Consider the following 13,429-nt stretch of genomic DNA (forward strand, 5'->3'; position numbering starts at 1 on the left):
GGTCATCGCACCGGAGCACCACAGAGCATCGTTCCAAACGGGGAGAATGTTATGAACAGTTTTTGCAACGCCAGTCGAACCAGCGATACGGCCGAAATCCTCGCGCGGTTGAAAAATCTGTCTGCCGCGGAGGAGTTTTTCGCGCTGCTTGACGTCGCCTATGATCCGAAGGTGCTTGACGTCTCGCGGCTTCACATCATGAAGCGGATGGGACAATACCTCGCCGAAGAGGATTTCGCCGATCTCCCGGAACAGGTGATTGCTGCCAGAGCACGCGCCATGCTTGAACGCGCCTACGAAGATTTTGCGACGTCCTCGCCACTTGCGCACCGGGTCTTCAAGGTGCTCAACGATCACAATCCGGCCAAGCCTGCCCAACCGGGTCACACGTTCGTGCCATTCGATTCTATCTTGAAGCGTTTCGGCAGGGAGTGAATGCGACATGGTTCCGGCTTGAACGATGTCGCGAAGCCGACAATGGCGAGTCCAGTGTCGGCACCTCAGCATAAATCATTGAAATTTCAAAGGGATGCCACATTCAAAAACCTTGGCACAGATAGTGCTTTAGAGGACACGAAGCGCCAAACCCGCCATTTAACAGCAGCTAGGAGACCACATGCACGTCGTAGTCTGTATCAAGCAGGTGCCGGACTCCGCACAGATTCGCGTCCATCCTGTAACGAACACGATCATGCGCCAGGGTGTGCCGACCATCATAAATCCTTACGATCTATTCGCCCTTGAAGAAGCACTGCGGTTGCGTGACGTGCATGGCGGCGAGGTCACCGTGCTCACGATGGGCCCGCCCATGGCAGAGGATTCGTTGCGCAAGGCGCTCACTTACGGTGCGGATCGGGCGGTATTGTTGACCGACCGCTATTTTGCGGGATCCGATACCCTGGCGACTTCCTTTGCTTTGTCGCAGGCGATTGCAAAAATCGGCGAGACCTTCGGCGCCCCCGACATCGTTTTCACGGGCAAGCAGAGCATCGACGGCGACACTGCCCAAGTCGGGCCGGGCATTGCTAAGCGCCTCGACCTCCTGCAACTCACTTACGTTTCGAAGATTTGCTCCCTCGATCTTGATGCACGCGAAATTAAGGTCGACCGCCGTTCGGAAGGCGGTACCCAGATGCTGCATGGCAGGCTTCCCTGCCTCATCACTATGCTGGAAGGCACCAACGAAATCCGCCGCGGCTCGCTTGATGACGCGCTACGTGCCGCACGCAGTCAGATCGTAAAATGGAGCGCGGGCGACGCCGGCATCGAGGACCTCAGCAAGTGTGGACTGCGTGGTTCGCCGACGGTCGTCAAACGCGTCTTTGCCCCGACAGTAAGGACGGAAAAGGCAGGGCAAATCACCACCACCGATAAGGCGCTCGGCGATCTTGCTGATGAGTTGATTGTCGAAATCTTCGCCCGTCAGCCGGCGCTCGAACACGAACTCGCCTTCGACGCCAGCGCATAACGGCAAGGAGCCATGACGTTGACCGCAAATCAAGAAATACCGCGCCCAGCCGTCGGCCGCGCGGGAATGAAGAAAGAACTGCCCGATCATTTCAAAGACTACCGCCATGTTTGGGTCTTCATCGAAGTGGAGCGCGGAAATGTCCATCCCGTCTCCTTCGAACTGCTGGGAGAAGGCCGCAAGCTGGCGGACAAGCTTGGCGTCAAACTCGCAGGTGTCGTGCTCGGACCTCCGGGGGACGCCACGCAGCTGGCCATCGCAGAGGCGTTTGCCTATGGCGCCGACGTTGCGTATCTGGTGGAGAACCCCCTGCTCGAAGACTATAGGAACGAGCCCTTCACCAAAGCTCTGACAAATCTCGTCGCCACTTACCAACCCGAGATCCTGCTTCTCGGTGCGACGACGCTTGGTCGCGACCTTGCCGGTTCCGTGGCGACGACCTTGTTGACGGGGCTCACCGCGGACTGCACCGAACTCGATGTGGATGCGGACGGTTCGCTTGCCGCAACGCGGCCGACTTTCGGCGGCTCTCTACTATGCACAATCTACACGCTCAACTGCAGACCGCAGATGGCGACAGTGCGGCCAAGGGTCATGGCGATGCCGCAGCGCACGAACAAGCCTATCGGCTGCGTCATTCAGCATGGGGTCCTGATGGTCGAGGAGGAGATCGTCACCAAAGTCCTCGGGTTCATTTCCGACGTGCAATCGACAAATTCCAATCTCGCCTATGCCGATGTGGTGGTGGGCGGCGGCCTCGGTCTTGGAACATCGGAGAACCTGAAGCTGGCGAAGAATCTCGCGCGGGTAATTGGAGCCGAATACGGCTGTTCACGGCCGCTGGTCCAGAAAGGCTGGATGCCGGCTGATCGGCAGATCGGGCAAACGGGTAAGACTATCCGGCCGAAGCTCTATATAGCGGCCGGGATTTCCGGCGCCATTCAGCACCGGGTTGGCGTCGAGGGCGCTGATCTCATTGTGGCGATCAACACCGATCCGAACGCGCCGATTTTCGACTTCGCCCACGTTGGCGTCGTGACGGATGCGATCCGCTTCTTGCCGGCCCTCACTGATGTTTTCACCCAACGGCTGTCGCCGCACAGTCGCGATAAGCTTGCGAATTAGGGGGCACGGGTTATGAGCGGGGAAAAGTTTGACGCCATCGTGATTGGCGCGGGCATGGCCGGGAATGCGGCTGCTTACACCATGGCGAGCCGTGGCTTGAAAGTCCTGCAATTGGAGCGTGGCGAGTATCCGGGCTCAAAGAACGTCCAGGGCGCAATCATGTACGCGAACATGCTGGAGAAAATCATCCCGAATTTTCGAGATGATGCGCCTCTTGAGCGGCATCTCGTCGAGCAGCGCTTCTGGATGATGGATGACACATCCCACGTTGGGATCCAATACCGATCGGATGATTTCAACGAGTCGACGCCAGAGCGCTATACAATCATTCGCGCTCAGTTCGACCGTTGGTTTTCGCGTAAGGTGCGTGAGGCGGGAGCGACAGTCCTTTGCGAGACGACGGCGACAGAACTTGCCCAGGAAGGGGGCAAGGTGATCGGCGTGCGCACTGACCGTACTGGCGATGTCATACTTGCGGACACGGTCGTTCTTGCGGAAGGCGCCAATGGGTTGCTCGGCGCCCGGGCCGGTTTGCGTCAGACGCCGACTTCGGAGAGCGTGGCTCTCGCTGTCAAGGAAATACATTTTCTGCCAGAAGACGTGATCGATCAGCGCTTCGGTCTTCATGGCAACGAGGGTTGTGTGATCGAGGCGGCCGGCACCATCTCCCGCGGCATGGCCGGGCTCGCCTTCCTTTATACCAATAAGGAGTCGATCTCTCTTGGCATCGGTTGCCTCGTCTCCGACTTCGCCGCAACGTGCGAAAGCCCTTACGAGTTGCTCGAAGCGTTCAAGAACCATCCGTCGATCAAACATCTGATCGCGGATTCGGAAGTCAAGGAATATGCAGCTCATCTCATTCCCGAAGGTGGGTACAAGGCAATTCCCGCGCTCTTCGGCGATGGCTGGGTCGTTGTCGGCGACGCAGCACAGCTCAACAATGCCGTTCACCGCGAAGGTTCCAATCTCGCCATGACGTCAGGTCGCATCGCCGGGGAGGCTATTTTCGAGGTCAAGAGCCGCGGAGGTCGAATGACCAAAAGAAACCTCGCACTATACAAGACGATGCTGGACGATTCCTTTGTCATTAAAGATCTTAGGAAATACAAAGACATGCCGGCCCTACTTCATACCAATTCCCGCAATTTCTTCATGACATACCCGAAGTTGATGTCTGAAGCTTCGAAAAATTTCATGCGTGTCGATGGTACGCCGAAGATCGAAAATGAAAGGGCGACAACGGCCGCTTTCATAAAGGCGCGTTCGCGCTGGGGGCTGGTCAGCGACGCGGTGCGTCTGGCATTGGCTTGGCGTTGAAGGAGAAATAGGATGACCGTTGCAGTGACGAAGTTGCGTGTTGAGGACAAGCTTTTCCAGAATCGCTATCTGGTTGATCAGGGACGCCCGCACATTAAGGTGCGGCCGCACGAGCATCCGAGTGCAAACCTTTTGGCGCTAACACGCATCTGCCCGGCAAAATGCTATGAACTGAATGACAAAGGCCAAGTGGAGATTGCCGCCGACGGCTGCATGGAGTGCGGCACATGCAGGGTGCTGTGTGAGGCAAGTGGGGACATCACGTGGAACTATCCACGAGGCGGCTTTGGTGTTCTCTTCAAGTTCGGGTGAACAATTTATTGTTAAACTTTTGAAAAACACATTATGTCGTCACAGCCAGGCGCTGCATCAATTTTGACAGGAACCAGCTTGCAATTTCAGAAACTACCATTAGAGTTTCCGCTTATACAAATAAGCACAAACAGTGGTTGGAATGGGGGCATTCTACACAGCTAGGGGTGTTGAAAATGACCCGCATTCTACGCGATTGCGTCGATGAAGTTGGACCTTTGCCCGGGGTATCCAGCAAAACGCCTGAAGTCGGAATCTCCTGCAGCGGGATCTACGAAATATCGAAGCTCCTAACGGCCGCTGCCCCGCTGGAGATCACGCTTGTCAAGGTCGCCAATATCCTCCCCACGTTTTTGCGAATGCGTCATGGGGCAATCGTTATATGGGCGAGCGAAGGGGAGCCGGAAATTACCGCGTCGGCCGGCGTCGCCGATTCTCGTCAATCCGGCGCACGCCACACCATCCCACCGGCTGCAATGGATCAGATCGTGACGACCGGACAGCCGCTGGTGATAAGGGAGACCAGTAAATCCGAACTTTTTCGGGCTGACCCTCAGCCGTCTTTGAGCAGCGACACGATCCCCATCACATTTATCGGGGTTCCTTTGAGGGCTGCGCACAAACTGGTCGGGACGTTATGGATCGACCGCTTCAGGGACAGCGCCACTGAACTGCGTCACAACGAGGATATTCGCTTCCTTACCATGGTCGCCGATCTTATCGGCCAGACGATCGCGTTCCACCGAGCCCTGAGCACGTCCGGTCCGCAAATCATCCAGCTGCACCGGAAATCCGCCGAAGGGGGACGGAATGATCCGAGCCAAAACTCAAGAGCCAAAGTCGACTGGATCGTCGGAGAAAGCCCTGCAGTCAGGCGGGTGTTGGAAATCGTCTCTGCGGTGGCTATGACGAATACCACAGTGCTTCTGCGGGGTGAAAGCGGCACTGGCAAGGAATTTTTCGCACAGGCCATTCATGAGCTTTCCCCTCGCCGCAAGAAGTCTTTTGTCAAATTGAACTGCGCCGCACTGCCTGAAGGTGTCCTGGAATCGGAACTCTTCGGACATGAAAAGGGCGCTTTCACCGGTGCTGTATCGCAGCGCGCGGGGCGTTTCGAATTGGCAAATGGCGGAACGCTGCTCCTTGATGAAATTGGCGAAATTTCGCCTGCCTTTCAAGCCAAGCTTTTGCGCGTGCTGCAGGAAGGCGAGCTGGAGCGGGTTGGCGGAACCAAGACCCTCAAAGTCGACATCAGACTCGTATGCGCAACCAACAAGGACCTCGAGGCGGCTGTTGCAAATGGCGAGTTCAGAGCCGACCTTTACTATCGCATCAATGTCGTGCCGATCGTCTTGCCACCACTCAGAGAGCGGCCCGGAGACATTTCGCGCCTTTCAAAAGTCTTTCTCGACCGTTTCAACCGGGAGAACAATCGCGAGCACGCCTTCACGGCGCAGGCGCTAGACCTGATTTCGCAATGCTATTTTCCTGGGAACGTCCGCGAGCTGGAAAATTGCGTGCGTAGGACGGCGACGTTGGCGCGCTCGAAGACGATCGTTCCCTCGGATTTTGCGTGCCAGAACAACCAATGTCTTTCGGCTCGTCTTTGGAAAGGCGACGGCGGCGGCCGCGAGGGTAAGCCTATCGATGAGCTCACTCGGGGTGGAACAACGCCGGCAGTATCGCCGCTCTCTACCCAACCAGGCAGCGTCTCGCATCCCGAGGTAGCGCCCTTCAAGGCCTGCGACCCCAATGGTCCGGCTTGCCCAGCCCTATCACCGCGCCTCACAGAGCGGGACCGGCTGATCGAGGCAATGGAGAAAGTCGGATGGGTTCAGGCCAAAGCGGCTCGTATGCTCGGCCTCACGCCCCGTCAGGTCGGCTATGCTCTGCGCCGGCACAATATCGAGATGAAAAAGTTCTAAGCCTATGTCGTTCGTCAGGTCGGAAATGCGCTCTCGGCACTCTACGTGACAGAGGCGCGTCGCATTCGCGACGAGATCCATGTGCCGATTGTCATGAACGAACGAAATCGTGCGGGAGCAAGTGTATGCAATCCAACGCGAAACACTAAAACGCCGGACATAAGACAATCCCGGGCCCTGGCATAGGTCTTGCAGTTTGAACTGCAATCTTCACCAGCAACGGAATTGCTAGATGACCGCATCGATGATTTCGCTTGATAGCTCGGCCAGCGCCAAAACGTCCGACAATAGGCTGACCAATGCGAAGTCCGACAGCTGCAAATCCTCATCCTGCGGCTCAACCGCAAAACCGGATGACATGGATCCAGCGACATGGGAGAAGATAAAGGATCATCCCTGCTACTCGGAAGAAGCACACCACTATTTCGCGCGCATGCACGTCGCCGTCGCACCGGCTTGCAATATCCAGTGCAACTACTGCAATCGGAAATATGACTGCGCAAACGAAAGCCGGCCCGGTGTCGTCTCGGAAAAGCTGACGCCAGAGCAGGCGCTGCGCAAAGTTATTTCGGTCGCCAACGAAGTGCCGCAGCTTTCGGTCGTCGGAATCGCCGGTCCGGGCGATGCCTGTTACGACTGGAGGAGAACCAAGGCGACCTTCGAAAAAGTTGCCGCGGAAATTCCCGACGTCAAGCTGTGTATCTCCACCAACGGGCTAGCATTGCCAGATCATGTCGATGAGCTTGCACGCATGAATGTCGATCACGTGACCATCACAATCAACATGGTCGACCCGCAAATCGGCGCAAAGATATATCCCTGGGTCTTTTACAATCACCGGCGCTACACCGGCATCGAAGCCGCCGAAATCCTGCACAAGCGACAGATGTTGGGTTTGGAAATGCTGGCGGCGCGGGGCATCCTCGTCAAGGTCAATTCGGTCATGATACCCGGGGTCAATGACGAGCACCTGATCGAGGTGAACAGATGGGTGAAAGAGCGCGGCGCGTTCTTGCATAATGTGATGCCCCTGATTTCGGACCCAGCGCACGGCACTTACTATGGCCTGACCGGACAGCGCGCTCCGCGGGCAATCGAATTGAAGGCGCTTCAAGGTCGTCTCGAAAAAGGCGCCAAGCTGATGCGTCATTGTCGGCAATGCCGGGCCGATGCCGTCGGTCTGCTCGGCGAGGATCGTGGCAAAGAATTCACGCTCGACCACATTCCCGATGCAGTCTCGTACGACGAGCGCAATCGCGAGGCATACCGGGAAGTAGTGGCGCGGGAGAGAGGCAATCACGCAGCAGCCAAGAGCGAGGCGATCGAAATGGTCAAAGCAGCCGGCCCCGACGGGTCGCTTCACGTCGCGGTGGCGACCAAGGGCGGCGGCCGCATAAACGAACATTTCGGCCATGCGAAAGAGTTCCAGATTTATGAAGCCTCTCCGAGAGGAATCGCCTTCGTGGGGCATCGCAAGGTCGAGCAATATTGCCGCGGCGGTTGGGGTGACGACGCTACACTCGACGGTGTGATAGTTGCGCTCGAGGGGATCGACATCGTGCTCTGCGCAAAGATCGGAGATTGCCCTAAAAAGCGGTTGGCGGACGCGGGCATTCGAGCAGTGGACTCTTATACCTATGAGTACATCGAAACCGCCATCAGCATGGTTTATGCCACCGAGTTTGGAGTCGACCTGCTGACAGGGACGGCGTGAATTTTTTTTAGTTTAACCTCCTCAGGAGTTGAAAATGGCCTTCAAGATCATCGCATCCCAATGCACCCAGTGCGGAGCCTGCGAGTTCGAATGTCCATCAGGTGCGATAGAACTGATGGGCGAGAACTACGTGATCGATCCGAAGAAGTGCACAGAATGCGAGGGAGCTTTCGAGACGCAGCAATGCGCATCGGTATGTCCGGTACCGAAGACCTGCGTTCCAGCCTGATCGCCTGTTCGCTGGCCGCCGAAGGCAATATCTCGTCCAAAGGTTTGACCTCCGCGGTTAAGCCGAGCAGTCTCAAGAAAGTGAGGCACCACCGTGGGCATAGGACGCGAACAAGAAGTGGAAATCGGCTGTTCACCGCAATTTCTACCAGGCGAGCGGGTTCGTGCCACGCGCCACATAAAGAATGACGGCACCTATCCCGGCAAAGACGTTGGCGAAAACCTGGTGCGAAAGGGCGATGAGGGTTATGTGCGCGACATCGGCACCTTTCTCCAGCAGTTCTATATCTATGCGGTCGAATGGGTGGATCGCGGCACCATCGTCGGCATGCGCGCGCGTGAACTGACGAGCCTCGACAAAGCCGCAGCAAGCATTGCCGAAACGACTACCAGCGCCAGGGAAGGAATAGCCCCGTGAAAGTGATGATCCGCAGAACCGGAACCGGCTTATCGGCATATGTTTCCAAGAAGGATCTCGAAGAGCCGATCATTGCTATGGAAAATGAAAATCTATGGGGCGGCTGCGTGCTGCTTAGGAATGGATGGAGGCTAGCCCTGCCCGATCTGCCAAAGGACACGCGCCTGCCCATTACGGTCGAGGCAAAGAAGATATCTGAGGAGGACTAAACGCTGCTAACGAACGACAAAAAGCGACAGCGGCATGCCCGTGCTTCCTAAATCCGATCATCTTTTGGTCTGCCGGGGCGATTACGCCGAAAAGCAACTTTATTTGCTGAAGGAAGCGCTCGCCGCAGACGCAATAATCCCATATCTCGGTCCCGGGCTTCTCCGGCAAAGTTCGGCGGCACCGCCTGTACCTGATGGTCCAGAAGGCGTTGCAGCAGCTCTTAACACACGGGCGACAGCACCTTCCAAGATACGCAGCAACATGTGGTCGGTCGCACAGTTTATCGAGCAGCGCAGGCATCGTCGGACGCTTCAAGCCTGGATGGCGGAGATATTCGCCTCATCCGCGCCGCTGACCGGCCTCCATGCCTGGCTTGCAACGCTGCCACTCTCGCTCATCATCGACAGCTGGTACGACGGGACGATGCGCGCGGCTCTCGTGGCGAATGGCCGAACAGACGTGGTCGAGATACAAGGCGTTACGCGGGCAAATGAGAACCGCGATATATGGACGAGAACCTACGATTTGTCCGGAAAGGAACTCAGGCCCGGTCCGGCAGCAAAAACGGTGTTGTATACGCCTCATGGAAGCGTTCGGCCCGCTGCTAATTTTCTCGTGTCAGATGCGGACTATGTCGAAGTTCTGACAGAGATCGATATCCAGACGCCGATCCCCGAAGCCGTCAAAGCACGGCGCACCAACCGCGGCTTTTTCTTTCTGGGCTGCCGCTTCGACGATCAGATGTTGCGCATCTTTGCCCGCCAGATCATGAAGCGCTCCAACGGCCCACACTTCGCTGTGATTGATGCCAAAACCATGACCAAGAACGAACGCCGCTTCTGCACGGAATGCGGCATCACCCTGATTGACCTGCCGATTGGTGAAGTTGCGGCTGCTCTTGTCAATCCGGCATAGCCGCAAGCGTGAGCCAGGGAGCGCTTCGCAGCGGCACCGATCGCTTGCTCAAACTGAGAGCGAGTGACGAAGAGCGTGATTTATGGGCACGAGAGACTGCACCATCATTGTTGGGACGACGGCTAGAATCCCCAAAATCAACATCCCGACAACCGTCTTGGCCAGGCCCGAGCGTTAGGTCAGGCGGGGGCTTAATCGCTACACGAAGAACTTACAGCAAAGCGCAATGGCAAAAACCCCAAACGGCCATGCAATGACTAGCATGGCGCTGGCCCACTCCTGCTCGACGGGCGGCAGATTTTCTTTGTCGTTTGCCGCTGATTTCATGGTCCCCTCCACGATTAAGCTCAAATCCTATCAGGCATTTTAGCCTTGTCGCATCAAAGATGATGTCAGCGCGTCACACGGCCGGCATCTCCTAAATCACCTCCATCATTCCACCTTTCCGGGCCCGCCTTGCGTGGGCTTTTATGGGTGCGGCGACGATATCGTTAGCCGTCTGGAGGCCCGCGGTTTCGTCCCCAGAGATTGTATCGACAATATCGAATATTTTTGGATTACCGAACACGGTCTCGAAGCATATAAGGCTACAGCCACATCCCTCGGAGACGCCCAAATGATCGACGAGACGAGAGAATACCTACTGGATCACCGCGGCAAGCTGTTGTTCCAGATCGAGCGGGCGAAGCACCACCTTGCCGGTCTTGAAGCTGACGAGATCAAGATTATCAACAGCAGGGCGTCCCTGCCGGCGGCCGATATCGCCAGTATCACCGGGGACTTGGCCGAGCACCTGAGAAGCGAGATCGAGGCGCTCTGTTGGGCGATCGACCACATTGACCATGAGCTGGAATATCTGCACGGCGATGATGAATTTGAGCCGTTCACAGGGCGCCACGCTCGCACGCATAGTTGACTCGACTCTTAGATCATTCCCGATAATCATTGCGGTAATTGGGGGATTGCTATGCATCACGCCGTCGTCGTTGCCGCACTGTCGCTCATCATGGTCCCTTCTGCCTTTGCGGCCAGCGACAACGATCTGACGCTCTCGATAACCATGAGCAAAGGAAATCCACCGTCTTTTAACGGGATAACCAACCTGGTGGACGGCACATTGATCTCATTCACAGTCAGGGGTGATTTGCCAGGTTGCATCCAGCGATGTGGCTACGAGGGCGATGCCAGGACGGAAGGTGGCCGGTTCCATGTGGAGATCATCTCAGATCGATACCTTGAAGACGATAGCTATACCATTGATGTGGTCACAACTGATCAAAGCCGTCGCCTCAAGTTTCCGACGTTGGACCCGACCGACAACAACCACATGATTAGATGGACAGCTCGCCTCGAGGTCGACGCCGACGAGTCCAAGATTGTGCCCGGAACGGCTCGGCTTCTTCCATTCTTATACGATGCCAAATACTTGCGAGATGAATCCGATCACGGACATCAACCAACCCAATGAACTGCGCGCAATATTAGCGCAACTTCACCGCAACGCCTCGTGGTCAGGAACCTTTGCTGCAGCTAAAGGTTACGTCCCAGAGGAGTACTCAGATGAGCAACGACATCAACAAGCGTGCCCCAGATCTCAGAACGACACCGGTACGTCGCCAACCTTGGATGCCATGGGTTGTCATTCTCGGGATTATTGTAGTCGCAGCTCTCGCCTGGGCTTTCTGGCCCCACACCAGCACGACAAATCCCAACGCCCCAGCCCAGACGACAACGACACAGCCGACCACCACAACGCCGCCCGCGACAACGCCCGCTCAGCAGTAAAGTGGCGGCGCCGAGAAGATGCTCAAAGAAATGATGCCTCAGGTTGCGAGAATGTTGCCTGGAGTGTAAACGTGCGTTGTATACTCATGCACGATCGGAGAGCAGCGGATGGTTTCGGATTCTCCCGAGATGGGGTCACCGGTATCCAGCCCGGCGGAGCGGCATGATGAGGATGGTTCGCCGTTTTCCCAATATATTCGAAACCATGAGGCAATCTTTGGTCTGCGTGACCTAGAGATTTGTCAGCTTGCTTTCGAGCAGATTTTCTCAAGATTGAACCTAATGAAAGATGTAAATGAAGCCCAGCGACTGGCACCAATCGTTGTCACTCTTTATAAGCAAGGCATTCATGACGAACGCCACCTCGCCAGACTTGCTGGTGCATGGCCACTTTTAGCGAACCCCTTCTTGGTAAAATACTTTGCCATTGATCCGTAGTCGGACGATTGGGGCAAGAAGCCCTTGATTATGAAATTTCCAGATAGCGAAGCGATAGGAAGCATTGGCAGAATCTATCGTTCAGGGCTTGATTCCACTTCTGCATGCTTGAAACAAAGCGGAGGCCTAACCCCAGCTTCCGCGCGCTCGCTTTGCCCAGCTTCGCGCGGCGGCCCCTCCAACTATTTGGCGAACAAAGATAGCCGATCTACATTACCGCTGCAGGGACAACCCTTACGATGAGAACATCATGGATGGGAATAGAGTTGAAGGAAATTGGAAGCAGATCAAGGGCAAGGTGAAAGAGCAGTGGGGACAGCTCACGGATGACGACCTTGGATCTAATCGACGGACGCCGAGATCAGCTCGAAGGCAAGATCCAAGAACAACGCTACGGCTTGGAAAAAGATCGGGCGCGGCGCGACATCGACGATTGGTACAATCGACAGACCTGGGAGTAACAGGCCGCGTTGTACCATCGGACTGCATGACAACGGTATTTCGTACAGCAATGCCCAAGCACACCCACAAAAAGCCCCTATCCGAATAGGGATAGGGGCAGAGTTTCCATCAAGTGCTCGTTTCAATTACGGTCGTGGGCACGGCCGACTGTTGAATTAGAACATGGTAATGTCATCAATGATATACGCCCTTTGAGGAGGCACTCCTCGACAAATTTCCTTGTATAATCGGCCGTATTGTAGATCGGCGGTGACCTGCCACTCTGCGGTCTATGACAACAAACCTTAAAGACTTGTCGGTTTGCCTGCGTTGGGCGGCTTCATCCTCGCGGGTTCTGGCGCCACCGGTCTTGATGATGTCCTCGCGCCGACGGGCGAAGTTTTCCGCGGCGGAATGGAGGTATTGCGGCATGCTGCTTCCGAATGCCTTCGGCCCGACCCTTACGGGCTGCGCGATATCCGTCTCCATCGCCTCGATCAGGCGCTCCAAAATCATCTCTCCCAGGAGTTACGCCATTCATTGCATCCGTTCACGACGTACATGGCGTCACGCCAGATCGTTGCCGGCTCGTCCTTCTTGAAATAATCGATGATCCATTGGGTAGCGTGCAGCATGCCGGTAAGCTCGATGACATTGTTCGCGGTCTCACCGAGCCTGCGGACAATGCAGCGATTTCCCGGCCGTCCTTGTAGACGACGACCTAACCGCCGCTTCCAGGATTCGGTTCGCAGGCCCCATCACGCCGAATGGTATTCGAATGGGCTATTAAGTTCTGCCTGGCGACTCTAGCTAGTTTCCGTCCACGAACATCAACTTATTGATATTATTAAGTGAATCTGAATTTTGCGCAAGCAAGGCCCGGCGGTTTCAGGTATACTTTGGGCTCATGCCACTGATTCCGAAGCACAATCTGCAACCGCCGGAGCCGACAATGCGCCAGGAACGCACCGTCCAAGCCAGTATATTCGATCTTTTCGCCACGCACGAGATCGGCCACGAACTGAAGTCGATGTCGCAGTGGCTGGACGAGCACCACGATCTGTTTGGCTTGGTGGGGCGGGATCTGGGTCGGCACGGCGTCAAGGCCACCGGACGGCAAGGGCTGCCGGCCG

16 protein-coding genes and 2 pseudogenes are annotated in these 13,429 nt (G+C 56.2%); 17 read left to right on the forward strand and 1 reads right to left on the reverse strand.

All coding sequences use genetic code 11. The features are described 5' to 3' along the window. The first annotated feature begins 51 nt into the window (after positions 1-51). The 11 genes from nifW to PH547_RS30780 all read left to right on the forward strand — a co-directional run bounded on the left by nifW (position 52) and on the right by PH547_RS30780 (position 9,632). Positions 52-435 carry a nitrogenase stabilizing/protective protein NifW gene (nifW, locus tag PH547_RS30730; RefSeq protein WP_004126055.1) on the forward strand — a complete coding sequence of 128 codons (384 nt, stop codon included), beginning with the start codon at positions 52-54 and terminating at the stop codon, positions 433-435. A 181-nt stretch (positions 436-616) separates the two neighbouring features. Beyond that, complete coding sequence (locus PH547_RS30735; protein WP_184805630.1) at positions 617-1,468, forward strand: electron transfer flavoprotein subunit beta/FixA family protein; 852 nt, start codon at positions 617-619, stop codon at positions 1,466-1,468. 12 nt (positions 1,469-1,480) lie between these two features. Next, entirely contained in the window at positions 1,481-2,593 is a 1,113-nt protein-coding gene (locus tag PH547_RS30740) for an electron transfer flavoprotein subunit alpha/FixB family protein (RefSeq protein WP_004126048.1), read from the forward strand. Positions 2,594-2,605: 12 nt separating this feature from the next. After that, the gene (locus PH547_RS30745) at positions 2,606-3,910 is read left to right on the forward strand and encodes an FAD-dependent oxidoreductase (RefSeq protein WP_004126038.1); all 1,305 of its coding nucleotides are present in this window, start codon (positions 2,606-2,608) and stop codon (positions 3,908-3,910) included. A gap of 12 nt (positions 3,911-3,922) precedes the next feature. Beyond that, a complete protein-coding gene (locus PH547_RS30750) occupies positions 3,923-4,222 on the forward strand; it encodes a ferredoxin family protein (protein ID WP_004126035.1) in 300 nt (99 codons plus the stop codon). A 176-nt stretch (positions 4,223-4,398) separates the two neighbouring features. Continuing rightward, the gene (gene nifA / locus PH547_RS30755) at positions 4,399-6,147 is read left to right on the forward strand and encodes a nif-specific transcriptional activator NifA (protein ID WP_004126033.1); all 1,749 of its coding nucleotides are present in this window, start codon (positions 4,399-4,401) and stop codon (positions 6,145-6,147) included. Between the two features lie 232 nt (positions 6,148-6,379). Beyond that, positions 6,380-7,861, forward strand: coding sequence for a nitrogenase cofactor biosynthesis protein NifB (nifB, locus tag PH547_RS30760; protein WP_120670799.1), 1,482 nt, complete (start codon positions 6,380-6,382; stop codon positions 7,859-7,861). A gap of 34 nt (positions 7,862-7,895) precedes the next feature. Then, the gene (locus PH547_RS30765; protein ID WP_184805633.1) at positions 7,896-8,090 is read left to right on the forward strand and encodes a 4Fe-4S binding protein; all 195 of its coding nucleotides are present in this window, start codon (positions 7,896-7,898) and stop codon (positions 8,088-8,090) included. 93 nt (positions 8,091-8,183) lie between these two features. Then, positions 8,184-8,507, forward strand: a complete 324-nt coding sequence (locus PH547_RS30770; protein WP_004126025.1) for a nitrogen fixation protein NifZ — start codon at positions 8,184-8,186, stop codon at positions 8,505-8,507. Further along, positions 8,504-8,716 carry a putative nitrogen fixation protein NifT gene (nifT, locus tag PH547_RS30775; protein ID WP_004126022.1) on the forward strand — a complete coding sequence of 71 codons (213 nt, stop codon included), beginning with the start codon at positions 8,504-8,506 and terminating at the stop codon, positions 8,714-8,716. Before PH547_RS30770 ends, nifT begins: the two co-directional genes overlap by 4 nt. A 34-nt stretch (positions 8,717-8,750) precedes the next feature. Then, the gene (locus PH547_RS30780) at positions 8,751-9,632 is read left to right on the forward strand and encodes an SIR2 family NAD-dependent protein deacylase (RefSeq protein WP_004126018.1); all 882 of its coding nucleotides are present in this window, start codon (positions 8,751-8,753) and stop codon (positions 9,630-9,632) included. 198 nt (positions 9,633-9,830) lie between these two features. On the opposite strand, the gene PH547_RS30785 is transcribed toward PH547_RS30780, so the two are convergent. Beyond that, positions 9,831-9,959 (reverse strand): hypothetical protein, encoded by a 129-nt coding sequence (locus PH547_RS30785; protein ID WP_276307846.1) that lies wholly within the window; start codon positions 9,957-9,959, stop codon positions 9,831-9,833. Between the two features lie 289 nt (positions 9,960-10,248). Between PH547_RS30785 and PH547_RS30790 the strand changes: the two genes are divergently transcribed. The 6 genes and pseudogenes from PH547_RS30790 to PH547_RS30815 all read left to right on the forward strand — a co-directional run. After that, positions 10,249-10,548 (forward strand): hypothetical protein, encoded by a 300-nt coding sequence (locus tag PH547_RS30790; RefSeq protein WP_037136675.1) that lies wholly within the window; start codon positions 10,249-10,251, stop codon positions 10,546-10,548. A gap of 51 nt (positions 10,549-10,599) precedes the next feature. Continuing rightward, positions 10,600-11,100 carry a hypothetical protein gene (locus PH547_RS30795; protein ID WP_246802344.1) on the forward strand — a complete coding sequence of 167 codons (501 nt, stop codon included), beginning with the start codon at positions 10,600-10,602 and terminating at the stop codon, positions 11,098-11,100. A gap of 425 nt (positions 11,101-11,525) precedes the next feature. Next, on the forward strand, positions 11,526-11,855 hold the full coding sequence (locus PH547_RS30800; RefSeq protein WP_246802345.1) for a hypothetical protein: 330 nt from the start codon (positions 11,526-11,528) through the stop codon (positions 11,853-11,855). Between the two features lie 250 nt (positions 11,856-12,105). Continuing rightward, positions 12,106-12,316: pseudogene (locus PH547_RS30805) on the forward strand (CsbD family protein). 310 nt (positions 12,317-12,626) lie between these two features. Then, positions 12,627-12,902 carry a hypothetical protein gene (locus tag PH547_RS30810; protein ID WP_184805638.1) on the forward strand — a complete coding sequence of 92 codons (276 nt, stop codon included), beginning with the start codon at positions 12,627-12,629 and terminating at the stop codon, positions 12,900-12,902. Positions 12,903-13,248: 346 nt separating this feature from the next. Continuing rightward, positions 13,249-13,429, forward strand: a pseudogene (locus tag PH547_RS30815) (ISNCY family transposase); the annotation flags it as partial.

Source organism: Rhizobium cerradonense, assembly GCF_030182455.1.
GTDB lineage: Bacteria > Pseudomonadota > Alphaproteobacteria > Rhizobiales > Rhizobiaceae > Rhizobium.